Source organism: Streptomyces sp. NPDC090088, assembly GCF_044747345.1.
Taxonomy (GTDB): Bacteria; Actinomycetota; Actinomycetes; order Streptomycetales; family Streptomycetaceae; genus Streptomyces.
The window spans coordinates 825,803-849,071 of sequence record NZ_JBIVDZ010000002.1 but is presented as its reverse complement, the minus strand read 5'-3'; the positions used below and the strand labels follow the sequence as shown (position 1 = coordinate 849,071).

At 67.3% G+C, this 23,269-nt stretch carries 21 protein-coding genes; 8 read left to right on the top strand and 13 right to left on the bottom strand.

What is annotated here, in order from left to right; genetic code table 11:
• Positions 1-4 precede the first annotated feature (4 nt).
• From ACIPSJ_RS12560 to ACIPSJ_RS12550, 3 genes are read right to left on the bottom strand one after another with little or no spacing between them, the layout of a single operon-like run.
• Positions 5-985 carry an ABC transporter permease gene (locus ACIPSJ_RS12560; RefSeq protein WP_393794918.1) on the bottom strand — a complete coding sequence of 327 codons (981 nt, stop codon included), beginning with the start codon at positions 983-985 and terminating at the stop codon, positions 5-7.
• Positions 978-1,901, bottom strand: coding sequence for an ABC transporter permease (locus ACIPSJ_RS12555; protein WP_359222797.1), 924 nt, complete (start codon positions 1,899-1,901; stop codon positions 978-980). The genes ACIPSJ_RS12560 and ACIPSJ_RS12555 overlap by 8 nt, the downstream gene beginning before the upstream one ends.
• 6 nt (positions 1,902-1,907) lie before the next feature.
• Entirely contained in the window at positions 1,908-3,536 is a 1,629-nt protein-coding gene (locus ACIPSJ_RS12550; protein ID WP_401345444.1) for an ABC transporter substrate-binding protein, read from the bottom strand.
• 535 nt (positions 3,537-4,071) lie between these two features.
• On the opposite strand from ACIPSJ_RS12550, the gene ACIPSJ_RS12545 reads away from it, so the two are divergent.
• The 5 genes from ACIPSJ_RS12545 (at position 4,072) to ACIPSJ_RS12525 (ending at position 10,180) form a co-directional block, all read left to right on the top strand.
• Positions 4,072-5,061, top strand: a complete 990-nt coding sequence (locus ACIPSJ_RS12545) for an ABC transporter permease (RefSeq protein WP_401345443.1) — start codon at positions 4,072-4,074, stop codon at positions 5,059-5,061.
• A gap of 81 nt (positions 5,062-5,142) precedes the next feature.
• Positions 5,143-6,909 carry an ABC transporter substrate-binding protein gene (locus ACIPSJ_RS12540; protein ID WP_401345441.1) on the top strand — a complete coding sequence of 589 codons (1,767 nt, stop codon included), beginning with the start codon at positions 5,143-5,145 and terminating at the stop codon, positions 6,907-6,909.
• 121 nt (positions 6,910-7,030) lie between these two features.
• Positions 7,031-8,011: an ABC transporter permease gene (locus ACIPSJ_RS12535; protein WP_401345439.1), complete on the top strand. Its 981-nt coding sequence runs from the start codon at positions 7,031-7,033 to the stop codon at positions 8,009-8,011.
• A gap of 61 nt (positions 8,012-8,072) precedes the next feature.
• Positions 8,073-9,110 carry an ABC transporter ATP-binding protein gene (locus tag ACIPSJ_RS12530; RefSeq protein ID WP_401345437.1) on the top strand — a complete coding sequence of 346 codons (1,038 nt, stop codon included), beginning with the start codon at positions 8,073-8,075 and terminating at the stop codon, positions 9,108-9,110.
• Between the two features lie 26 nt (positions 9,111-9,136).
• Positions 9,137-10,180 (top strand): dipeptide ABC transporter ATP-binding protein, encoded by a 1,044-nt coding sequence (locus ACIPSJ_RS12525; RefSeq protein WP_355724696.1) that lies wholly within the window; start codon positions 9,137-9,139, stop codon positions 10,178-10,180.
• Between the two features lie 118 nt (positions 10,181-10,298).
• Here ACIPSJ_RS12525 and ACIPSJ_RS12520 read toward each other — a convergent pair whose 3' ends face one another.
• The 3 genes from ACIPSJ_RS12520 to ACIPSJ_RS12510 form a co-directional block, all read right to left on the bottom strand.
• Positions 10,299-10,556: a hypothetical protein gene (locus ACIPSJ_RS12520; protein ID WP_401345435.1), complete on the bottom strand. Its 258-nt coding sequence runs from the start codon at positions 10,554-10,556 to the stop codon at positions 10,299-10,301.
• A 91-nt stretch (positions 10,557-10,647) separates the two neighbouring features.
• Positions 10,648-11,568, bottom strand: a complete 921-nt coding sequence (locus ACIPSJ_RS12515) for a hypothetical protein (RefSeq protein ID WP_401345433.1) — start codon at positions 11,566-11,568, stop codon at positions 10,648-10,650.
• A complete protein-coding gene (locus ACIPSJ_RS12510; RefSeq protein WP_401345432.1) occupies positions 11,568-11,975 on the bottom strand; it encodes an ATP-binding protein in 408 nt (135 codons plus the stop codon). Before ACIPSJ_RS12510 ends, ACIPSJ_RS12515 begins: the two co-directional genes overlap by 1 nt.
• A gap of 191 nt (positions 11,976-12,166) precedes the next feature.
• Here ACIPSJ_RS12510 and ACIPSJ_RS12505 point away from each other — a divergent pair, with 191 nt between their 5' ends.
• The 3 genes from ACIPSJ_RS12505 (at position 12,167) to ACIPSJ_RS12495 (ending at position 14,026) form a co-directional block, all read left to right on the top strand.
• Positions 12,167-13,018, top strand: coding sequence for a helix-turn-helix transcriptional regulator (locus tag ACIPSJ_RS12505; RefSeq protein ID WP_359222808.1), 852 nt, complete (start codon positions 12,167-12,169; stop codon positions 13,016-13,018).
• Positions 13,019-13,020: 2 nt separating this feature from the next.
• A complete protein-coding gene (locus tag ACIPSJ_RS12500) occupies positions 13,021-13,221 on the top strand; it encodes a DUF397 domain-containing protein (RefSeq protein ID WP_401345429.1) in 201 nt (66 codons plus the stop codon).
• A 64-nt stretch (positions 13,222-13,285) separates the two neighbouring features.
• Positions 13,286-14,026 carry a class I SAM-dependent methyltransferase gene (locus ACIPSJ_RS12495; protein ID WP_401345428.1) on the top strand — a complete coding sequence of 247 codons (741 nt, stop codon included), beginning with the start codon at positions 13,286-13,288 and terminating at the stop codon, positions 14,024-14,026.
• Here the strand turns inward: ACIPSJ_RS12495 and ACIPSJ_RS12490 are convergent.
• From ACIPSJ_RS12490 to typA, 7 genes are all read right to left on the bottom strand, one after another.
• Entirely contained in the window at positions 14,004-14,333 is a 330-nt protein-coding gene (locus ACIPSJ_RS12490; RefSeq protein ID WP_401345426.1) for a hypothetical protein, read from the bottom strand. The genes ACIPSJ_RS12495 and ACIPSJ_RS12490 overlap by 23 nt on opposite strands.
• A gap of 100 nt (positions 14,334-14,433) precedes the next feature.
• Positions 14,434-15,540 (bottom strand): ABC transporter ATP-binding protein, encoded by a 1,107-nt coding sequence (locus tag ACIPSJ_RS12485; protein ID WP_401345424.1) that lies wholly within the window; start codon positions 15,538-15,540, stop codon positions 14,434-14,436.
• A 13-nt stretch (positions 15,541-15,553) separates the two neighbouring features.
• Positions 15,554-16,615 carry an ABC transporter ATP-binding protein gene (locus tag ACIPSJ_RS12480; protein ID WP_359222818.1) on the bottom strand — a complete coding sequence of 354 codons (1,062 nt, stop codon included), beginning with the start codon at positions 16,613-16,615 and terminating at the stop codon, positions 15,554-15,556.
• 22 nt (positions 16,616-16,637) lie between these two features.
• On the bottom strand, positions 16,638-17,618 hold the full coding sequence (locus ACIPSJ_RS12475) for an ABC transporter permease (RefSeq protein WP_359222820.1): 981 nt from the start codon (positions 17,616-17,618) through the stop codon (positions 16,638-16,640).
• A 102-nt stretch (positions 17,619-17,720) separates the two neighbouring features.
• Positions 17,721-19,523, bottom strand: a complete 1,803-nt coding sequence (locus tag ACIPSJ_RS12470) for an ABC transporter substrate-binding protein (protein WP_359222822.1) — start codon at positions 19,521-19,523, stop codon at positions 17,721-17,723.
• 87 nt (positions 19,524-19,610) lie between these two features.
• On the bottom strand, positions 19,611-20,645 hold the full coding sequence (locus ACIPSJ_RS12465) for an ABC transporter permease (RefSeq protein WP_398945587.1): 1,035 nt from the start codon (positions 20,643-20,645) through the stop codon (positions 19,611-19,613).
• A gap of 663 nt (positions 20,646-21,308) precedes the next feature.
• The gene (typA, locus tag ACIPSJ_RS12460; protein ID WP_401345422.1) at positions 21,309-23,216 is read right to left on the bottom strand and encodes a translational GTPase TypA; all 1,908 of its coding nucleotides are present in this window, start codon (positions 23,214-23,216) and stop codon (positions 21,309-21,311) included.
• Between the last annotated feature and the right edge of the window lie 53 nt (positions 23,217-23,269).

The following is a 23,269-nucleotide window of genomic DNA, read 5'->3' as shown; positions in this document are numbered from 1 at the left end:
GCGCTCACCTCAGCTTCGGGTCGAGGGCGTCGCGCACCGCGTCGCCGAGCATGATGAAGGCCAGGACGGTGAGCGCGAGGGCCCCGGAGGGCCACAGCAGCGCGTGCGGGGCGTTGCGGATGTACGGGGAGGCGGCGGAGATGTCGATGCCCCAGGAGACGCTGGGCGGCTTCAGGCCGACGCCGAGGTACGACAGGGTCGCCTCCAGCGCGATGTAGGTGCCGAGCGCGATGGTCGCCACGACGATCACCGGGGCCACCGCGTTGGGCGCGATGTGCCGCAGCAGGATCCGGGAGTTGGAGGCGCCGAGGGCGCGGGCGGCCTGGACGTAGTCGTTCTGTTTCGCGGTGATCACCGAGCCGCGGGCGATCCGGCAGATCTGCGGCCAGCCGAGCAGCACCATGAACCCGATGACCGGCCAGACCGTATTGCTGGTCACCACGGAGAGGAGGACGAGACCGCCGAGGACGACCGGGATCGCGAAGAACACGTCGGTGATCCGGGACAGGATCGCGTCCCAGCCCCCGCCGAAGAACCCGGCGAGCCCGCCGAGCACCGACCCGAGCAGCGCGACCCCGAGCGTGGCGCAGACGCCCACCGTGACGGACGTACGGGCCCCGTAGACGGTCCGGGTGTAGACGTTGCAGCCCTGTCCGTCGTATCCGAAGGGCGCGCCCGGCTGGGAGCCCTCCTGGGCCTTGGCGAGGTCGCACTTGAGGGGGCTGCCCGAGGCGATGAGCGAGGGCCACAGGGAGATGACGACCAGGAAGAGGATGACGAGCGCGGAGACGATGAAGACCGGGTTGCGGCGCAGGTCCCGCCAGGCGTCGGACCAGAGCGAGCGCGGTTTGGCGGCCGGCCCCGTGCCGAGCGGCCCGCCTGGGGTCTTCTCCAGCGTCGCGGCCTCGCTCGTCGCGAGGTCCATCGCCCCGCCCGCGCCGGTGCCCGCGATCGCCCGGTCGGGCTCGAACGGCTGCTCAGGCATAGCGGATCCTCGGGTCGAGTACGGCGTAGAGGAGGTCGACGAGGAGGTTGGCCACCAGGAAGACGAGGACGAGGACGGTCACGAAGCCGACCACCGTCTGGGTGTTCTGCCGCAGGATCCCCTGGTAGAGCTGGTAGCCGACGCCGTGGATGTTGAAGATCCGCTCGGTGACGATGGCACCGCCCATCAGCGCGCCGATGTCGGTGCCGATGAAGGTGACCACGGGGATGAGGGAGTTGCGCAGCAGATGCCGGGTGATGACCCGGTGGCGCGGCAGCCCCTTGGCGACGGCCGTACGGACGTAGTCGCTCCGCTTGTTCTCCGCGATGGAGGTGCGGGTCAGTCGCGTCACGTACGCGAGGGACACGGAGGCGAGCACCAGTCCCGGCACGATCAGCTCGCCGAAGGTGGCCTCCGGGGAGACGGACGGTTTGATCCAGCCCCACTCCACGCCGAGCAGGAGTTGCAGCAGCAGACCGGTGACGAAGGTCGGTACGGAGATGACGACCAGGGTGGCCAGCAGCACCCCGGTGTCGACCGGCCGGCCGCGCTTGAGACCGGTGAGCACGCCGAGCGTGATGCCGATGACGATCTCGAAGAGGATCGCCACGATCGTCAGCCGGATGGTGACGGGGAACGCGGTGGCCATCAGCTCGGTGACCGGCTGCCCGTTGAACGCCGTACCGAAGTCGCCGGTGAAGACGTTCCCCATATAGGTGAGGTATTGCTGCCACACCGGCTTGTCGAGGCCGAACTCCTTCTTCAGCTGGGCGGCGGTCGCCGGGTCGCAGGCGCGCTCGCCGCACAGCCCGGCGATCGGGTCGCCCATGACGTTGACCATCAGGAAGATCAGCAGCGTGGCCCCGACGAACACCGGGATCATCTGGAGCAGCCGCCGGACGACATAGCGCCCCATGCCGGCTCAGCTCACCTTGATCTCGTTGTAGACGGGGACGCTGAACGGATTGAGCGCCACGTCGGACAGCCGCTCCGAGTACCCCGCGCTGCCGTTCTGGTACCAGAGCGGGATGGCCGCCATGTTGTCGCGGACGACCCCCTCGGCCTGCTGGAAGGTGGACACGGCCTTGGCGGTGTCGGTCTCGGCGTTGGCCTGGTCGACGAGCTTGTCGAAGTCCTTGTCGGACCACTTGCCGTCGTTGGAGGAGGCGTTGGTGTAGTAGAGCGGCTGGAGGAAGTTCTGGATGAGCGGGTAGTCCATCTGCCAGCCCGCGCGGAACGGGCCGGTCATCTTGTGCTGGCCGATCTGGTTGCGGAAGTCGGCGAAGGTGCCCACCGGGTTCCCGACGCACGCCTTGTCGTTGCCGAGCGCGTTGTTGATGGAGTTGCACACGGCGTCCACCCACATCCTGTGCGAGCCGGTGTCGGCGTTGTACGTGATCTTGAGCTGGCCGCCGGGCAGTCCCCCGCCCTCCTGGATGAGCTTCTTGGCCTGGGCCGGGTCGTAGTCGCAGGCGCTCCCGCACAGCCCTTCCTTGAAGCCGCCCTCGGCGCCGAGCACGGGCGAGGTCCAGTCGGTGGCCGGGGTGCGGGTGTTCTGGAAGATGGTGTCGGTGATCTGCTTCCGGTTGATGGCCATGGAGAGGCCGGTGCGGACCTTCGCCGATCCGCTCTGGTTCCAGGCGCTGTCGTAGTAGGGGAAGGCGAGCGTCTGGATGATCCCGGCCGGAGTGTTGATGTAACGACCACCGAGGTCGTTCTTGACGTTCTTCAGCTGCGAGGCGGGCACGTCGTCGACGAGGTCGAGGTTGCCGGCGATCAGGTCGGTGTAGGCGGTGTCGGTGTCCGTGTAGACCTTGAGGGTCACCCCGTCGTTCTGCGCCTTGTCGGCACCGGGGTAGCCGTCCCACTTCTTCAGGGCCATCTGTGAGCCCTTGGTGTACGAGTCGATGCTGTACGGCCCGTCACCGACCGGTTGCTTCAGCCAGCCGGCGTGGTCGGTGAAGAAGGACTGGGGCAGCGGGGCGAAGGCCGCGTAGCCGAGGGTGTCGGGGAAGCTGGAGAACTTCTGGCTCAGCTGGACGGTGAAGGTCTTGTCGTCGACGACCTTGAGTCCGCTCAACGTGGTGGCGGTCTGGGAGCCGGTGTCCGGGTGGACCTTGTCGTAGCCCTGGATGTAGCCGAAGAAGTAGGCGTTCTTCTGGTTGTTCTTGAGGCTCGCGCCGTAGTTCCAGGCGTCGACGAAGGACTTGGCGGTGACCTTCTCGCCGTTGGAGAAGGTCCAGCCGTCCTTGAGGGTGATCGTGAAGTTCTGCGAGTCGCTCGTGTCGATCTTGTCGGCGAGCATGTTCTGGGCCTGGCCGGTCTTCGGGTCGTACTTCTTCAGGCCGCGGAAGATCATGTCGAGGACCTTGCCGCCCTGGACCTCGTTGGTGTTGGCCGGCTCCAGGGGGTTCTGCGGGTCGCCCCAGGAGGAGCTGAGCACACCGCTGCCGCCTCCGCCACCACTGCTGCCGCCGCCCCCGCAGGCCGTGGCGGCGAGCGCCGTCACCACCGCGCAGGCCGCCCATCGGGCGGGCGTGGCTGAACGCATGGCGTGCCTCCTCCGTGAAGGGTGATCCGTTACCGGTCAATATCGACACAATCGGCTGATACCGCTCACCCGGTGCGCCGAACGGAGGCCTTCCGGGGACCCCATGACGACCTTTAGAGGGACACGTCACCCGATTGCAGACGGGCCCTCCGGAGCCCTCCGGGGATCTTGAAACGGCGGCGCAATGGATCTCCGCGTAACGATGCCGAAACGTTGGATTGCGACCCGCCCATGTACGCATTTCGGCACCCAGGCGTCCGCATAACGAACTCCTTGCCCGTTTCGCCCAGTTCGCCCGAACTAAAGCACGGTGCGATTACGAGGCGCTACCCGCGTAGCTACGGAACGGTCAAGACCAGGCAAAGAAAGTAAAGAGAAGCCCAAGTCGACCGAGAATTTATTGACCTTGAATGAATTGCGTTGAAAAAGTCCGGCGTAGCCCGTAGGGGAGTGTGCCCTGCGGAGTCATCAGACCCTCCCTTGGGCCAGGAGCACCATGACCCCCCCAACTCCATCCGCGGCTGCCCCGCTCGAGGTGACCGACGAGACCGAGAAGAAGTCGATCACTTCGGACGGCTCGAAGGGCAACGAGAGCAGGTCCCCGGGACAGCTCGCGTGGCGCCGCTTCAAGCGGGACCGCACGGGCGTCATATCGGCGATCATCGTGATCTTCTTCTTCGTGATCGCGCTGGCCGCCCCGCTCATCGCCAAGCTGTACGGCAAGGATCCGTACACGACGTACGGGCTGAACACGCCCGGCCTGCTCGGGGACAACAGCTTCCCCATCAAGCCGAACGGCGGCATCAGCAGCGACTTCTGGTTCGGCATCGAGCCGCAGCTCGGCCGCGACATCTTCACGTTCCTGCTGTACGGGATCCGCAACTCCCTGCTGATCGCCACGGCCATCACGCTGCTCGTGGTGGTCCTCGGCGTGGTCATCGGCATCACGGCCGGTTACGCGGGCGGCAAGACGGACTGGTTCATCGGCCGTGTGATCGACATCCTGCTGGCGTTCCCCTCCCAGCTGTTCTTCGTGGCCTTCACGCCCGTGGTGCTCGCCCTGTTCGTGACGCCCGAGGAGAACACGCCGACCTGGCTCATCGTCGCCTGCCTCATCGGCCTGCTCACGGTCTTCGGCTGGGCCTCCATCGCCCGCCTGCTGCGCGGCCAGGTACTGGCGCTGCGCGAGCGGGAGTTCGTCGAGGCGGCCAAGGTCACGGGCGCGTCGCCGGCACGCATCATCTTCAAGGAACTGCTGCCCAACCTGTGGACCCCGATCCTCATCCAGGCGACCCTCAACCTGCCGCTGATGGTCACCACGGAGGCAGGACTCGCGTTCCTCGGCGTCGGCATCCAGGACCCCACCCCCGACTGGGGCGTCATGATCAGCAACGCCACCAAGTACTACCAGGACGACATCACCTTCCTGCTCTTCCCGGGCCTCGCGATGGTGATCTTCGTGCTGGCGTTCAACCTCCTCGGCGACTCGGTGCGTGACGCCCTCGACCCGAAGACCAAGCGCTGACCGTCCGGCTCTCTTCAGGACCACGGCAAAGACGCCGGGTGCCGGACTTCTCTCATCAACTCTCACCTAGGCAGGATTGCGATGTCCTTCTCGCGCAGAAACTTCCTGATAGCCACCGGTGTCGCTGCGGCGGCTGGCTCCGTGCTGACCGCGTGCAGCAGCGGTGACTCCAGCAGCGGTGGCAGCAGCGGTGGCAAGCAGGAGGCCGCCAAGGCGCAGACCACGACGGTCAAGATCGGCACGGCGGAGGACTCCAAGGGCCCGGCTCCCGAGGTCACCGGCGCGAAGAAGGGCGGCAAGGTCTCCCTCCTGAACGACGACGACTTCTCGCACCTGGACCCGCAGCGCGTCTACTACGCCTGGAACTCCCTCGCGGTCATCGTCATCAACCGCACCCTGACCGGTTACAAGATCGCGGACGACGGTTCCCAGACCCTCGTCGGCGACCTCGCCACCGACACGGGCACCATGAAGGACGGCGGCAAGACCTGGTCCTTCACCCTGAAGGACGGCGTCAAGTGGGAGGACGGCTCCGACGTCACCGTCGACGACGTCCGCCACGGCTTCGAGCGCGCCTTCGCCAGCTACATCACCGAGGGCGCCATGTACGTCCAGTCGTGGCTGACCGGCTCCACGGACTACCGCAAGTCCTACTCGGGCCCGTACTCGAACAAGCACCTGAAGTCGATCACGACGAGCGGGAAGACCATCACCTTCCACCTCGCCGAGGCCCGCCCCGACTTCAACTACGTCCTCGCGATGCAGACGTACGCGCCGACCCCGGTCAAGCACGACACCAAGCAGGACTACGACAAGAAGCCGTTCTCCAACGGCCCCTACCGGGTCAAGTCGCACGTCACCGACAAGTCGATGGTCCTCGTCCGCAACGAGCACTGGGACGCGGACACGGACCCGATCCGCAACGCCTACCCGGACGAGTTCGACTTCACCTTCGGTATCGAGCAGCTCACCGCGATCGACCGGCTGCTGGCCGACTCCGGCAACGACCAGTACGCCGTCTCCTGGCGCACCATCCCCCAGGAGCGCGTCCAGAAGGCGCAGACCGACGCCAAGGACCGCATCTTCCAGGGTCTGAGCAGCGGCGTCAGCGTGTACTGGATCAACACCACCCGGGTCGCCGACAAGGACGTCCGCGAGGCCATCATCAAGGCCTGGCCGACCGCCGCGATCCGTCAGCTGCAGGGTGGCTCGGTCCGCGGTGACTACGCGACCGGCATCATGAGCCCGCTCGTCGCCGGCTACAAGTCGCAGGACGTCTGGGGCAAGCTGAAGAACCCGGCGGGCGACCCGGCGGCCGCGAAGAAGATCCTGGAGAAGGCCGGCAAGACCGGCGCCAAGATCGTCTACGCGTACCAGCAGGACGACACCCAGGCGAAGATCAAGGTCGTCATCGAGAACGCCCTCAAGGCGGCCGGCTTCGACGTCGTCACCAAGGGCATCGACTCGACCACCTGGTACGACCAGACCGGCAAGGTCGCCAACCCGTACGACATCTACTGGGGTGGCTGGTCCTCCGACTGGCCGACCGGTTACTCGGTCTTCCAGCCGCTGTTCGACAGCTCCAACATCACCGACGGCGGCTCGAACTACTCGCACCTGAAGGACTCGGCCGTGGACGCCGCCATCAAGGCCGCCACCGCCGAGACCGACAACGACAAGGCGAACGCCATGTGGGCCGCCCTGGACAAGCAGGTCACCGAGACCGGCGCGTTCATCCCGGACGTCTACATGCGCCGTCTGTACCTGCACGGCTCCAAGCTCGGCAACGTGAAGATGGACCCGAACTTCGACGGTTGCATGCTCTACAAGATGTACGTCAAGGCCTGATCCATCACCTGAGAGGTGGGGCGGCTCCGGCCGCCCCACCCTCGGCTCGTCCACCGGACCCCCCGGGTCACCCCCGGTCGGGCCCGCTCCACACGACGGCCCTCCCAGGAAAGCCACCCCCATGCTTCGCTTCCTCGTCCGCCGGCTCCTCGGCGCCGTGATCACGCTGCTGATCATCAGCGCGATCACGTTCCTGCTCTTCTACGCGGTGCCGCGCGACCCGGCCCGGATCGCCTGCGGCAAGCTCTGCACTCCGGAGACGCTTCAGCTGATCCGCCACAACATGGGGATCGACGAGCCGCTGCCGGTCCAGTACTGGCACTGGCTCTCGGCCATCTTCGTGGGACGGGACTACTCCTCCTTCGGCCACTGCAACGCGCCCTGCCTGGGCTACTCGTTCGTGAACCGCGAGCCCGTCCTCTCGACGATCCTCGACCGGTTCCCGACGACGTTCTCGCTGGCCATCGGCTCGTCCGTGGTCTTCCTCATCTTCGGTATCGGCGCCGGCATGCTCGCCGCCGTGAGGCAGGGCAAGGCCACCGACAAGATCGCGAGCAGCGCCTCGCTCATCGCCTCGTCGATGCAGATCTACTTCGTGGGCACGCTGGCCCTGTACTTCTTCGTGTACCAGTTCCACATCCTGGACCAGCCGTCGTACACGAACTTCACCAGCAACCCGATCTCGTGGTTCAACGGCCTGCTGCTGCCGTGGCTGGTGCTGGCGCTCATCTGGACCGCCAACTACACCCGTATGACGCGCTCCCAACTGGTCGAGACGCTCTCGGAGGACTACGTACGCACGGCCCGCGCCAAGGGCATGTCCGCGCGCAACGTCTTCTTCCGCTTCGCCTGGCGCGGTGCCATGGGCCCGATCGTCACCATCTTCGGCATCGACATGGGTGTCCTGCTCGGCGGCGCGATGATCACCGAGAAGACCTTCAGCCTGCAGGGCATCGGCATGCTGTCGGTGAAGTCCGTGACGACGAACGACCTGCCCATGCTGCTCGGCGTCATGGTGATCACGGCGTCCTTCGTGGTCATCGCCAACATCGTCGTCGACGCGGTCTACGCGCTGATCGACCCGCGGATCCGGCTCGCCTGACCCCGCACCGCCCCTCGCTACCCCTCGCGACCCCCCGCATCACCCCCTCTGGAGCGTCCCCGTGACGAGCACCGATCAGCAGCCCTTCCTGTCCGTCAAGGATCTGAAGGTGCACTTCTCGACCGAGGACGGCGTCGTCAAGGCCGTCGACGGCCTCTCCTTCGACCTCATGCGCGGCAAGACGCTCGGCATCGTGGGCGAGTCGGGGTCCGGCAAGTCGGTCACCAACCTGACCATCCTGGGACTGCACCACCCGGACAGCACCACGGTCGACGGCTCCATCGAGCTGGACGGCCAGGAGCTGAACGGCGCTCCGGAGAAGACGCTGGAGAAGCTCCGCGGGAACAAGATGGCGATGATCTTCCAGGACGCCCTGGCCTCGCTGTCGCCGTACCACACCATCGGTGCGCAGATCGGCGAGGTGTACCGCAAGCACAAGGGCGCCTCCAAGAAGGAGGCCCGGGAGCGGGCGATCGAGATGCTCCGGCGGGTCGGGATCCCGCAGCCGGAGAGCCGGGTGGACAACTACCCGCACGAGTTCTCCGGCGGTATGCGCCAGCGCGCGATGATCGCCATGGCCCTGGTCTGCGACCCCGAGCTGCTGATCGCCGACGAGCCGACCACCGCGCTCGACGTGACGGTCCAGGCCCAGATCATGGACCTCCTCAAGGACCTCCAGCAGGAGTTCGGCACCGCGATCATCTTCATCACCCACGACCTGGGCGTGATCGCGGACATCGCCGACGAGGTGCTGGTCATGTACGGCGGCCGGTGCGTGGAGCGCGGCACGAAGGAGGAGGTGCTGCGCAGCCCGCAGCACCCCTACACCTGGGGTCTGCTGGGCTCCATGCCGAGTCTGGACGGCCCGGTGGACGTCCCGCTGAACCCGATCCCGGGTTCCCCGCCCTCGCTGCTCAATCCGCCCTCCGGCTGCCGCTTCCACCCGCGCTGCGCCTTCGTCGAGAAGGTCGGCGGCAACCGGTGCGCCACGGAGAGCCCGGTCCTGCAGATCGCGGACGGCCGGGGCAGCGCCTGCCACCTGACCCAGGAGCAGCGCACCGAGTACCTCGCCGACCTGGCCGCGGCCAAGGGCCACTGACGTACAAGAGACGGGATTTCACCACCATGAGCAACACCACTCCCCTCCTGGACGTCTCCGGGCTGACCAAACACTTCCCGATCAAGGGCGGCTTCCCGATCCGGCGCACGGTCGGCGCGGTCCAGGCCGTGGACGGGCTGGACTTCCAGGTCTCCGAGGGCGAGAGCCTGGGCCTGGTCGGCGAGTCCGGCTGCGGCAAGTCGACGACCGGCCGGCTGATCACCCGCCTGCTGGAGCCGACCGCCGGCAAGGTCAGCTACCGGGGCCAGGACATCACCCACGCGAGCCGCCGGGAACTGGCGCCGGTCCGCTCCGAGATCCAGATGATCTTCCAGGACCCGTACGCCTCGCTGAACCCCCGGCACACCGTCGGCAAGATCATCTCCGGTCCGATGGAGATCAACGGCATCAACCCGCCGGGCGGCCGCGAGAACCGCGTCCGCGAGCTCCTCGAAATCGTCGGCCTCAACCCGGAGCACTTCAACCGCTTCCCGCACGAGTTCTCCGGCGGCCAGCGCCAGCGCATCGGCGTCGCCCGGGCCCTGGCCCTCGAACCGAAGCTGATCGTCGCCGACGAGCCGGTCTCGGCCCTGGACGTCTCCATCCAGGCCCAGGTGGTCAACCTTCTCCAGAAGGTCCAGAAGGAACTGGGCATCGCGTTCGTCTTCATCGCCCATGACCTCGCGATCGTGCGGCACTTCTCACAGCGCGTCGCGGTCATGTACCTCGGTAAGATCGTCGAGATCGCCGATCGCGAAGACCTGTACGACAACCCGCGCCACCCCTACACCCGCGCCCTGCTGTCCGCCGTACCCGAGGCGACGGTGGAGGCGGAGCCGCGCGAGCGTATCCGCCTGGTCGGAGACGTGCCGTCCCCGATCAACCCGCCGTCCGGCTGCCGCTTCCGCACCCGTTGCTGGAAGGCCACGGAGAAGTGCGCGACGGAGGCCCCGCCGCTGGTCCAGGCCGACGGCAACAAGGCCGGTCACCTGACCGCCTGCCACTACCCGGAGGTGCAGGACACGGTTCCCGCCCCGCGCCTCGCCAAAGACCCCGAGGCAGCGGCCTGACACACCCCTTTCGTCAGCCGCCGCCTGCGGAACGGACTTTCACCGGCCCATTGACCCGAGCCCTGAACGTCCGCTCCAGGGGAGATCGGCCCGCACCTTCCCCGGTGCGGGCCTTTCTTCATTCCCCGACGAACAGCTCCGCGGCATCGGCGACCTGGAGCGCACGCCGGGCCCAGACCTCCAGCCGGCCCAGCTCCGTACAGGCCGTCACCCGCTCGCGAACGGACAGGCTCACCGGAATCCCGCGCCACTCCAAAATCTGGAGAACGGTCTCGGCCTTGGCCTCGGCCCGCCCTTCCTCCCGCCCTTCCTCGCGCCCTTCCTCGCGCACCTGCTCCGCCAGAGGATGCCGCCAGAAGTACTGGATGTCCGTCATCAGGTCCCTACTCGTCTCCTTCGTCCGAGACCGAGTGCCTGGCAGCCGACCCCGACCCGAGCCAACGCCTCCGGCGGCTGCCTGGAAAGACTCACTCTCCAGCGAGCAACTCCGCAGAATCCGCTACGTGCATGGCGCGCTGAGCCCAGGCCTGAAGCCGGTCCAGATCCGTGCAGGCCATCACCCGCTCGCGGACGGACGAGCTCACCGGAATCCCGCGCCACTCCAAGATCTGGAGCACCGTCTCGGCCTTGGCCTCGGCCCGCCCTTCCTGGCGCCCTTCGTGGCGCCCTTCCTCGCGCCCTTCCTCGCGCCCTTCCTCCCGCACCTGCTCCGCCAGCGGATGCCGCCAGAAGTACTGGATGTCCGTCATCAGGTCCCTCCACATCTGCTTCGCCCGGGAATCAGCCAGGCACGAGTCGACGAACTGCGCGAAGGCCGCGGCACTGTCACTGTCAAGGGTCTTCAGGGCGGCTGCCACCGATTCCAGTATGGCCGCCGCGTTCCTCCCCTTGCCGTGCGTCATGGCCGACAGCACCGCAAGGGATGGATCCGCCACCGCCTCCCCTTCGTCCTCGATCACCGGCACGTTGTCCGGCCCCAACACCAACGGACGCACGATCAGCGACTCCCACCCCGGGAAGCCCAGCTGGATGGGGCGTGACGCCCACTTCGCCGTCGCGCTGCTCTGCGTGATCACGATCAGCACCGGCTCGCACCGGTACTTCTCGTGCAGGTACGCGAGGTAGTACGGCCAGCTCCCCCGTTTCCGGTCGTCCGTCTTTCCCTGCGACTCGACGACCAGGAGATACGTCTTCTCCTCCGTCTCCGCCCGCAGCAACGTGTCCACCCGACGCTCGACCGGCTCGATCTCCGTCAGGTCCACGTTCATCGCCGCGATCTCACGAGGCTCGGGAAACTCGACACCCAGCACCTTCTGCAAGGCCTTGGTCAGCAGCCCCGGGTCCTTCTGGAAGATCCGGTGCAACGACTCGTGCGTCGTCCCCACCATCACGCCACCCCCAACTCACACCACACGTACTTGCCCCGTTCCCCGAACCGAGCGGACGGCTGCCAGCCCCAGCAGTCGGCACACGCCACCACCAGCCCCAGCCCCCGCCCCGCCTCTTCGAGGCCCAACACCTCCCCCAACGACCCAGGCGGCTCCGGAGGCACGGGATCCGCATCCCACGCCCCGATCCACACCACCCCCTTCGGGGAGCGCCGGACCCTCAGCGCCGCCGGCCCCTTCGTATGCCGTACGGCGTTCGACACCAGCTCCGCCGCCAGCAGTTCCGCCGTGTCGGCGAGACCGATCAGGCCGTGCATCGTCAGGATCAGGCGCAGAGTACGGCGGCAGACGGTGACCGCTCTGAGGTCGTTGGGGACGGAGAGCGTGTAGTCCCAGGTTTCGGGCATGCGTCATCAACTCCGGGGTGATGGAAGGAGGTTTCACGCACGGTGGCCTCGCCGCATGACGACGCGGTGCACTTCCGCAGCGTGCTCACTACATCACTGAAGGTAGGGGGCAACATTTAGATCCTGCAAGCGGGTCGCGTAATCTGACCACGAACGAGTCACGCTGCCAGACGCGTCGGGAGGGCCAGCCGGTGGCGAAGAGGACCGAGCCGACAGCACGTCAGCTGCGTCTGGCGACCGAGTTGCGCAGGCTGCGGGCCACAGCAGGCCTCACCTCGCGAGAGGCCGCGGCGCGGCTGGGCGTGACCGCACCGCAGATCAGTCAGATCGAGTCCGGGCTCGCAGGGGTCAGTGAGAAGCGGCTCCGCCTACTCGCCGCCAACTACTCCTGTTCGGACGATGAGTTGATCGATGGCCTGATCGCCATGGCCACCGACCGCACACGCGGCTGGTGGGAGGAGTACCGGGGAAAGCTGCCGACGCCGTTCATGGATCTGCCCGAGCTGGAGCATCACGCCCACTACCGCTGGGACGTGGAGTTCCTGCACGCCCCAGGCCTGCTCCAGACCGCAGAGTACGCCCGGTCCCTCTTCGGCTACGTGAATCCGGAGGCTCCGGACAGCAGCGTGGAGCGCTGGGTGGAACACCGGATGGAGCGTCGGGTCATCATCGAACGTACGGAACCCGTGCCGTACGAGGCCCTGATCCATGAGGCGGCGCTCCGCATCAGAGTCGGTGACCGGCACACGGCGCAGGCCCAGCTCACTCGCATCCTCGAAGCATCCGAAGCCGAGCACGTCACCGTGCGCGTCATCCCGTTCGATCTGGACGACTTCGGCGGAGCCGGAAGCGCCATGGTGTACGCGGGTGGCCCCGTGCCCCAACTGGACACCGTGGTACGGGACGGACCGAACGGCCCCGTGTTCATCGACGCAGAGGCCCAACTCAACCGATATCGAACGCTCTTCCGTAGGGTGGAGGCGGTGTCACTCGACCGCAGTCGGTCGCGTGACTTCATCCACAGGCTGGCGAAGGAGCTGTAAGCATGGCGAACCCCGGCACCTGGCGGAAGTCGTCCTTCTCCGGGGGCGGCCAGGGGGACGCATGTGTCGAAGTCGCCCACAGACCCACCCGCATATCCATACGGGACTCCAAAGACCCCACCGGCGCCACCCTCACCTTCCCCACCTCCGCCTTCGCCCCCTTCCTCGCGGCACTGAAAGACCCCAGCCGCACAGGAAGTTGATAGAAAGTCAAGAAGAAAGCCGTTTCTCGGCCCCTCGTTCAACATCATGTGCCACACTGCCGCGGTGGTCGATCATTCGTTCGCGGATCTTTCGCTCGCCGCGCTCTACGACAGCCTGAACCCGTGGGGGCCGGGTGACGACTTCTACCTGGATCTGGTGATGTCGGCCGGGTCCGTGCTCGACGTCGGCTGCGGAACGGGGCGGTTGCTGGGCCGGGCCCGGGCCGAGGGGCACGGTGGGCGGCTCATGGGGCTCGATCCGGCCGCCGCGATGCTCGTGCAGGCGCGGCGCGGGGAACCCGCCGTGGAATGGGTTCTCGGCGATCTGCGCTCCCGGCTGTGGAACGGCCACGGCTTCGACCTCGTCGTGATGACCGGCCACGCCTTCCAGGAACTGCTCGGCGACGAGGAGTTGCGGGCCGCGCTGGCCGCCGTGCGCGCCGCGCTGTCCCCCACCGGACGGTTCGTGTTCGAGACCCGGAACCCGGCCGCGCGGGCCTGGGACGGCTGGACACCCGACCGTGTGCACCGGGTCACCGACCCGGACGGGCGGCCGGTGCGGGTCTGGCACGAGGTCGAGGGGACGCCGGGCGGGGACCGGGTGACCTTCACGGAGACCTATGAGGGCGGACCCTGGTCCCAGCCCCGGGTGTCCCGTTCCACCCTGCGCTTCCTCGGCGCCGACAGCCTCTCCGGCTACCTCGCCGGCGCCGGGTTGGAGGTCGTCGAGCAGTACGGCGACTGGGGGCGTGGGCCGGTGACCTCCGGGAGCCCCGAGATCATCACCGTCGCGTGCCCCCGCTGAGGGCGGGCCGGCCGGAGTTCAGCCGCCGCAGGACCAGCCAGACCAGGGCCACCTGGACGATGCCCGCGACGGCGTGGACGGACGGGGCGTAGGTGTCCGGGCCGGGGGTCTGGTCGTCGAGGCCGAGGGTCACCGCGCCCAGGAGGAACAGGACCGTCGTCAGGACACCCGAAGGAAAGGTGAGGACGGTGACGGCCGCGGTCGCGGCGTCCAGGCCGTGTTCGGTGCTCAGGTAGTCGAGGCCGAACACCGCCGCCAGATAGGCCAGGGCGAGAACGGCGGCCGTCCTCCGGGACGGGAGTGTCATGGTGTTCTCTTCCGGGCCCGGCGTGCCTCGCCCATGGTGTTGATCCGGTGGTTCACTGTTCAGCTTATCCGTGCGCTCGGACGGAACCCGTCCAGGAGGGCTAGTCCTCCTCCAGCGCCGCCAGTGCCGGGTCCAGCACGATGTCCTCGTCGCGGGCCTCGGTCGTGGGCTCCTCCGGGAAGTGGCAGGCGGTGAGGTGGCCCTCGTGGTTGCCGGAGATGCGGACCAGTGGGGGTTCCTCCGTGGCGCACTTGTCCTGGGCCTTCCAGCAGCGGGTGCGGAAGCGGCAGCCGGAGGGCGGGGAGATCGGGGACGGGACGTCGCCGGCGAGGCGGATACGTTCGCGGCCGGCCGCGTCGGGCTCGGCCGTGAGGTTGACCTCGGGTACGGCGGAGAGCAGGGCATGGGTGTAGGGGTGGCGGGGGCGGTTGTAGATGGCCTCCCGGTCGCCCACCTCGATGATCTTGCCGAGGTACATCACCGCGACGCGCTGCGAGAAGTGTCGTACCACCGCCAGGTCGTGGGCGATGAAGAGGAACGCGATGCCCAGTTCCCGCTGTACCTCCTGGAGGAGGTTGACCACCTGGGCCTGGATGGAGACGTCCAGGGCCGAGACGGGCTCGTCGGCGACGATCAGCTTCGGTTCGAGGGCCAGGGCCCGGGCGACGCCGATGCGCTGGCGCTGGCCGCCGGAGAACTCGTGCGGGAAGCGGTTGAAGTGCTCCGGGTTGAGGCCGACGATCTCCAGCAACTCGCGGACTCGCTTCTCGCGGCCGCCGTCCGGTTCGATGTCGTTGATCTCCATCGGGCCGGAGATGATCTTGCCGACCGTCTGGCGCGGGTTCAGCGACGAGTACGGGTCCTGGAAGATCATCTGGATCTCGGAGCGGATCGGGGCCAGTTGGCGGCGCGAGGCGTGGCTGATGTCCTGGCCCCGGTAGGAGATCGAGCCGCTGGTCGGCTCCAGCAGGCGGGTGATCAGCCGGCCGGTCGTCGACTTGCCGCAGCCCGACTCGCCGACCAGGCCGAAGCTCTCCCCGACCCGCACGGTCAGGTCGATGCCGTCGACGGCCTGGACGTGCCCGACCGTGCGCCGGACCGGGAAGCCACCCTTGACCGGGAAGTACTTGGTGAGGCCGGAGACCTCCAGCAGGGGTTCTCCGGCGGTGGCCTCGCGGGGGGCGGGAAGGACCGTGTCCTGGGTCATGACGTGTCGTCTCCTAGCCCAGACGGGGCTTGATCTCTTCGAGGAAGATGGTGTGCTTCTGGTCCGCGGTGAGGTGGCAGGCCGAGGCGCGGTCGGGGGCGAGCAGCGGGCGTTCGGTGACGCAGCGGGCGCCGCCGACCCGGTCCTGGAAGGTGCAGCGGGGGTGGAAACGGCAGCCGCTCGGCGGACTCAGCAGCGACGGCGGGGAGCCGGGGATGGGGCTCAGCGGGGTGGAGAGGTCGGAGTCCAGGCGGGGCATCGAGTTCAGCAGGCCCCAGGTGTACGGGTGCTGGGGCGCGCGCAGGACCTCGTCCATCGAGCCGCGCTCCACCGCGCTGCCCGCGTACATCACCATGATGTCGTCGGCCATGTCGGCGATCACCCCCAGATCGTGGGTGATGAAGATGATGCCCGATCCGAACTCCTGTTGCAGGTCCTTGAGCAGGTCGAGAATCTGCGCCTGCACGGTCACGTCCAGGGCGGTGGTCGGCTCGTCGGCGATCAGCAGGTCGGGGTCGCAGACCAGGGCCATGGCGATCATCGCGCGCTGGCGCATACCGCCGGAGAACTGGTGCGGATAGTCCTTGGCCCGCTGTTTCGGGTTGGGGATGCCGACCTTGGCGAGCATGTCGACCGCCCGCTCCCAGGCCGCCCGCTTGGAGGCGCCCCGGTGCTTCATGAACGGTTCGGCGATCTGCCGGCCGACGGTGTAGTACGGCGACAGCGCGGTGAGCGGGTCCTGGAAGATCATGGCGACCTTGTTGCCGCGCAGCTTCTCCATCTCGGACTCGCGGGCGGTGATCAACTCCTGCCCGTCCAGCAGGATCTCGCCCTCGACCGTGGTGAACTGCGGGTTGTGCAGGCCGAGGACGGTCAGGTTGGTGACCGACTTCCCGGAGCCCGACTCGCCGACGATCCCGAGGGTGCGGCCCCGCTCCACGTCGAAGGAGAGGCCGTCCACGGCCCGTACCACGCCGTCCTCGGTCTTGAAGCTGACGTGCAGATCCCGCACCGAGAGGAAGCTGCCCGCGTCGGCCGGTACGGGGGTGCCGGCGCCCTTGGTCAGAGTGGTCACGACGGTTCTCCTCTTGTCCGGCCTAGGCCAGCCGGACGCGCGGGTCGATGAACGCGTAGGCCGCGTCGACGATGATGTTGAAGAGCAGGATCATGGCGGCCGAGAACAGCATCACGCCGAGCAGCAGCGGCAGGTCGCTGAAGAACACCGACTGCACGGCGAGCTGGCCGAGGCCCGGCAGACCGAAGGTGTACTCGGTGATGATGGCGCCGCCGAGCAGGGAGCCCAGGTCGATGCCGAAGATGGTGACGATCGGGATCAGCGAGCCGCGCCAGGCGTAGCGGAAGAAGACGTACCGCCGGGACATGCCCTTCGCGCGGGCCGTGCGGACGTGCTCCTCCTGGAGTTGTTCGATCATCGCCGAGCGCGCCATACGGGTGTACTGCGCGGCGAAGATCGTGGAGAGCACCACCCAGGGGATGATCAGCCCGGCGAACCAGGTGACGGGGTCGGCGGTGAAGTTGTTGTACGCCGGTTTGTCGAACCAGTGGGTCTGGTAGACGAGGACGGCCAGCGCGAGCGGGCCGAGGAAGTAGATCTGCATCGAACTGAGCACCATCGCGCCGGCGGTGGCGGTCTTGTCGATCAGTGTGCCGCGCTTCCAGGCGGCCGTGAGGCCGGTGCCGAGCCCGATGATCAGGAAGCAGACCGCACCGCCCAGGGTGAGCGAGACCGTGGTGGGCAGCCGGTCCATGAGCGTCTGCCAGACCGGGTCGTTGGTGTGGTACGAGTACCCGAAGCACGGGGCGGGGCAGGGGCCCTGGTCGAACTGGTTGCTGCCCAGTACCAGGTTGTGCAGGAAGATCCCGTACTGCTCGGGGATCGACTTGTCGAGGCCGAGCACATGGTGGATGTTCGCGAGCGACGTCGGGTTGCACGTCTTGCCGCACATCAGCAGCGCCGGGTCCCGGGGCATCCCGAAGAACAGCAGGAACGTGACGATGCTCAGCAGGAAGAGGATGACGATCGCACCGAGGGTCCGGCGGACGAGGAAACGCAGCATGACAGGGGCAGCTCTCTCGCGTCGGCTGGCCGGGCGGTACCCGGTACGCCGTCACCCGCGCGGGGCGGACGGACGTACCGGGTACCGGACCGACGGCGGTGGTTACTTGATGTAGAGGCGACGCGGGTCGATGCCGCCGATCACGTTGTCGTACACGAGCCCGCCGACCTTGGAGCCGGCGATCTGGACCTGCTTGTAGTACGCGGTCGGAACGGCGTTCACGACGTCGGTGAGCAGGTACTTGTCGATCTTCTCCCAGGCCGCGGCCGACTTGGCCGGGTCGGTGAGCGCGTTGGCGGCGTCGATGTCGCTGTCGACCTTGGGGTCGTTGACGTGCGAGTAGTTCGGCGAGCCGTCGGCGATCGCGCGGCCGTCGTACAGCGGCGGGATCACGGTCGAGGCGGACGGCCAGTCGGCGCCCCAGGCGGTGTGGTAGATGTCGTAGTTGTTGTCGACCTTGCCGATCTGGTCGTAGTACGTCTCGGCCGGGATCTCCTGGCGCTGGACGTTGAAGCCGGCCTTCTCCAGACCGGCCGCCATGGCGGTGGAGTACTGCTGGCCCTCAGGGGTGTTGATGTAGCCGAAGGTCAGCTTCATGCCGACCTTGCCGGCCTCCGTGAGGAGCTTCTTGGCCTTGTCCGGGTCGCCGGCCGGCTTGGCCTTCTTGCCGAACGGGTCGAACTTGGCGTCGTAGCCGGTGACGGTCGGGGAGATGAAGCCGCCGGCCACCTCCATGGCGTCGTTGCCGCCGTAGGCGCGGATGAACGGCGTGATGGGCAGCGCGTACGCGATGGCCTCACGGATCTTCTTGTCCTTGATGTGGTTCATGTTGATGTTCATCTGGCCCACGTACGGCTGGTAGCCGGCGACCGTACGGGCCTTGAGGGTCGTGTCGCTGAGGACCTTGGACAGGTTGCCCGCGTCGACCTGGTTGTTGAAGCTGACGCCGGTCTGGTCGGCGCCGCTGTCCGCGAGGAGGGCCTTCGTGGACGTCTCGAACTGCTGGTTGAAGGTGAAGTCGAACTCGTCCACGTACTGGTTGCGGATCGGGTCGGTCTTCGGGTCCCAGTTGGTGTTCTTGACCAGGACCATCGACTTGCCGGACTTGAACGACTGGATCTTGTACGGGCCGCTCGTGACCGGGCTCTTGTCGTACTTCGCCTGGGTGTCGCCCTTCTTGGACACCACCGCGTAGCCCGCCATGGCGAGGGCGTACGGCAGGTCGGGGTGGGCGGTCTTGAAGTGGAAGACGATGGTCTTGGCGTCCGGCGTCTCCAGGACGCTGTCCGGCAGGTGCTTGCCCTTGTACGGGCCGTCCGGCAGCAGCTTGCGGTAGTCGGCGCCGGTGGTGTCGGCCAGCCACTGCTGGAGGTAGGTCGGGCCCTGGTTGATGAACGGCGCGAAGAGCCGCTCGTAGGTCTGCCGGAAGTCCGCCGAGGTGATCGGCGTGCCGTCGGCGAACTTGATGCCGTCCTTGAGGGTGTACTTCCAGGTCTTGCCGCCGTCGGTGGTGGTGCCGGAGTCGGTCGCGAGGTCGCCCACGACCTCGTGGCCCACGCCCTTGTCGTCGGTCGACTTGTAGCCCGTCAGCCCTCTGTGGATCAGGTTCGCCAGGGAGCCCTCGTCGGAGACGTAGATCTGGGCCGGGTCGAGGTGCGCGTAGCTGTCACGCTGGAGCACCTCCATCTTGCCGCCGCTCTTGGCGCCGGGCACCTGCTTCGCGGGTCCCGTGGAGTCCGCCGTGCCGCCGAACTTGATGGCCGCCTGCTGTGCCTTGGCGTTGTCCTGGTCCTTCTTGCTGTTGTCGCTCGCATCACTGCCGCCCTTGCTGCAACCGGTGAGCACGAGAGCTCCGGCCGCGAGCGCTGAGACCACTGTGTAAGCGTGGCGTCCGCCCCTACTCATCACTGAATTTCCACCTATCTCCGTGTCACCGGTGCACAAAGGGAATTGCCGTGCGGTATCCGGGCGAGGACGCCCACGAACAATCGGTCAGCGCGCCGTCTTGGGGTCGAACGCGTCACGGACCGAGTCCCCGAGCAGGTTGAAGGCCACGATGAAGATGATCATCGAGACGCCGGGGAAGAACATGTAGGTGATGTCGTTCTGCAGGACCAGCTCGGTGGAGGCCTTGGCGAACATCTGGCCCCAGTCCGGGGTGGGTTCGACGATGCCCACCCCGAGGTAGGACAGTCCGGCCTCCGCCGTCACGAACCCCGGGAGCATGTACGTCGACTGCACGAGGATCGGGGTGACGAGGTTCGGCAGGATCTCCTTGCTGATGATCCGCCAGGGCGATGCCCCGGTGACCTTGGCCGCCTCGATGAACTCCCGTTCCCGCAGCGCGAGCGAGGTGCCGCGCAGGATGCGGCCGAGCCCCATCCAGCCGAGGAACCACTGCACCAGGATCAGGGCGACCACCCGCACATAGGTGGGGGTCTCGTCGCGCGGGCTCACGAAGAGCGAGACCACGACGGGCATGCTGGCGATGAAGAACAGCTGTGCGGGGAAGGCGAGCAGGAAGTCGATGACCCGCCCGATCCAGTAGTCGGTCCTGCCGCCGAGATAGCCGGCCGCGATGCCCAGCAGGATGCCCGTCAGCACCGTCGCGAGCGTCACCGCCACGGAGATCATCAGCGAGGTCCGGATGCCGTAGATCAGCTTGGTGAACACGTCGTAGCCGTTGCCCGGTTCGAGGCCGAACCAGAACTGGCTGCTGATACCGCCGTTGGGCTGGACCGGCACGCCCGCGCTGTCGAAGAGTTCGGGGCGTTCGTCCGCGTAGACGGTGTACGGGTTCTTGCCGTACAGCTTCGAGATCAGCGGTGCGAGCACGGCGATCAGGAAGAAGAAGCCCACGACGTAGGCGGAGATGACGCCGCTGCGGTCGCGCTTGAAGCGCATCCACATCAGCTGGCCCGGAGACCGGCCTTCCAGCTGTTTGACCTCGGTCTTCGCGTCGGGCCGCGGACCGCCGTCGACGGCGGCCGGCCTCCCGCCACCCTCAATGTCCGTAGGACTTGTCACAGTTCGTCCAATTCACAGGTGTGGATGTGCCGAACCGGCGGCCGGCCGGGGTCGGCGCGGCCGCGGAGGCATGTTCTGATGAAGCGTCAGGGCGCACCCGGGGTACGGGAGAAGCCCGCAGCCGGACGCGCGTAGGCGTACGGCGGCGCTAGAGGGCCGACCGCTTCTTCAGGACCAACCACCGGACGAACAAGGGTGACCGGACACGACGGGTGACGGAATCCACCTGGTGCCTGTGACACTGCACATGGGACTTCTCCTCATGACTTCACGTGTTCACCAACAGGAGGTTCCGTCCTCACCCTCCGACACCCCTGACGGAGGGTCAGACACCCCCTGGTGCTCGTGAGTCGGGCGCTGTCCCCACAGCGCGAGACCCATTGACCCGAGCGCTACGCGGCTAACTATCTGCCATGAGCCAGGTGCCGACCACTGTCTTTAAATCTCAATTCAGTCACAGCTGGCGCCTAGTTCTTCCGAAAAATGGACAAAGCGTTCGACGGGAGAAGGCCGCGAAACGGACTTGTTACATGGCTATCGGGCGCGGATCTCCGCATTTCGGACAATGGCTGAAGATCGCCCGCCTGCCGTCCATCGGAAAACGGGTTGCAAAAAGCCCGGGCACCCCCATCATGGGGGCACCCGGGCTCAGGCGTCCTGCGATCAGCCGTGCTTGGCGCGGCTGGCGGCGCGGGCCCGCTCGCGGGCGTCCAGGTTCACCTTGCGGATGCGAACGGCCTCCGGGGTCACCTCGACGCACTCGTCGTCACGGCAGAACTCCAGCGACTGCTCCAGGGAGAGCTTGCGCGGCGGGACGATCGCCTCGAACGAGTCGGCCGAGGACGACCGCATGTTCGTGAGCTTCTTCTCCTTGGTGATGTTCACGTCCATGTCGTCGGAGCGGGAGTTCTCGCCGACGATCATGCCCTCGTACACCTCGGTGCCGGGGTCGGTGAACAGCACACCGCGCTCCTGGAGGTTCGTCATCGCGAACGCGGTGACGGCACCGGAACGGTCGGCGACGAGCGAGCCGTTGTTACGGGTCTGGAGGGCACCGAACCAGGGCTCGTGGCCCTCGTGGATGGAGTGCCCGATACCCGTACCGCGGGTCTGCGTCAGGAACTCGGTGCGGAAGCCGATGAGACCGCGGGAGGGCACCACGAACTCCATGCGGACCCAGCCCGAGCCGTGGTTGGACATGTTGTCCATCCGGCCCTTGCGGACGCCCATGAGCTGCGTGACCGCGCCCATGTGCTCCTCGGGCACGTCGATCGTCATGCGCTCGACCGGCTCGTACGTCTTGCCGTCGACCTGCTTGGTGACGACCTGCGGCTTGCCGATGGTCAGCTCGAAGCCCTCGCGGCGCATCTGCTCGACCAGGATGGCGAGCGCCAGCTCACCACGGCCCTGGACCTCCCAGGCGTCCGGACGCTCGGTGTCGAGCACGCGCAGCGAGACGTTACCGATCAGCTCGCGGTCGAGGCGGTCCTTGACCTGGCGGGCGGTGACCTTGCGGTCCTTGACGGCGGCCTTGTTGTCGGCGCCCTTGCCGGTGCCGCCCCGGCCGACCAGCGGCGAGGTGTTCGTACCGATGGTCATCGAGATCGCCGGCTCGTCGACCGTGATCAGCGGCAGCGGGATCGGGTTCTCGGTGTCGGCGAGGGTCTCGCCGATCATGATGTCCGCGATACCGGCGACCGCGCAGATGTCGCCCGGGCCCGCCACCTCGGCCGGCTTGCGGGTGAGCGCCTCGGTCATCAGCAGCTCGGTGATGCGCACGTTGGACATCGTGCCGTCGCGCTTGATCCACGTGACGGTCTGGCCCTTGCGCAGCTCGCCCTGCTCGACGCGGAGCAGCGCGATACGGCCGAGGAAGTTGTCGGCGTCCAGGTTGGTGACGTGCGCCTGGAGCGGGGCCGCCTCGTCGTACTCGGGGGCCGGGACGTGCGACAGGATGGTGGAGAAGAACGGCTCCAGGTTGTCGCTGTCGGCCGGGACGGTGCCGTCCTCCGGCTTGGTCAGCGAGGCCACGCCGTCACGCGCGCAGGCGTAGACGATCGGGAACTCGATCTGGTCCTCGTCGGCGTCCAGGTCCAGGAAGAGGTCGTAGGTCTCGTTGACGACCTCGTCGATCCGGGAGTCCGGGCGGTCCGTCTTGTTGATGCAGAGGATGACGGGCAGGCGCTGCTGGAGGGCCTTGCGCAGCACGAAGCGGGTCTGCGGCAGCGGGCCCTCGGAGGCGTCGACGAGCAGGACCACCGCGTCCACCATCGACAGACCGCGCTCGACCTCGCCGCCGAAGTCGGCGTGGCCCGGGGTGTCGATGATGTTGATGGTGATGACGTCGCCGCCATCCTTCGGGTGGTACTTCACGGCCGTGTTCTTGGCCAGGATCGTGATGCCCTTCTCACGCTCCAGGTCGTTCGAGTCCATCATTCGGTCGTCGAGCGACTCGGCGGCGTGCGCCGCGAAGGCACCGGCCTGCTTCAGCATGGCGTCGACGAGGGTCGTCTTGCCGTGGTCGACGTGGGCGACGATGGCGACGTTGCGGATGTCGTGGCGCGTGGCCATGGTGCGGCGTACTCCCGGGGTATTGAGAAGGCCCTGTACGTACGTCCGTGTGA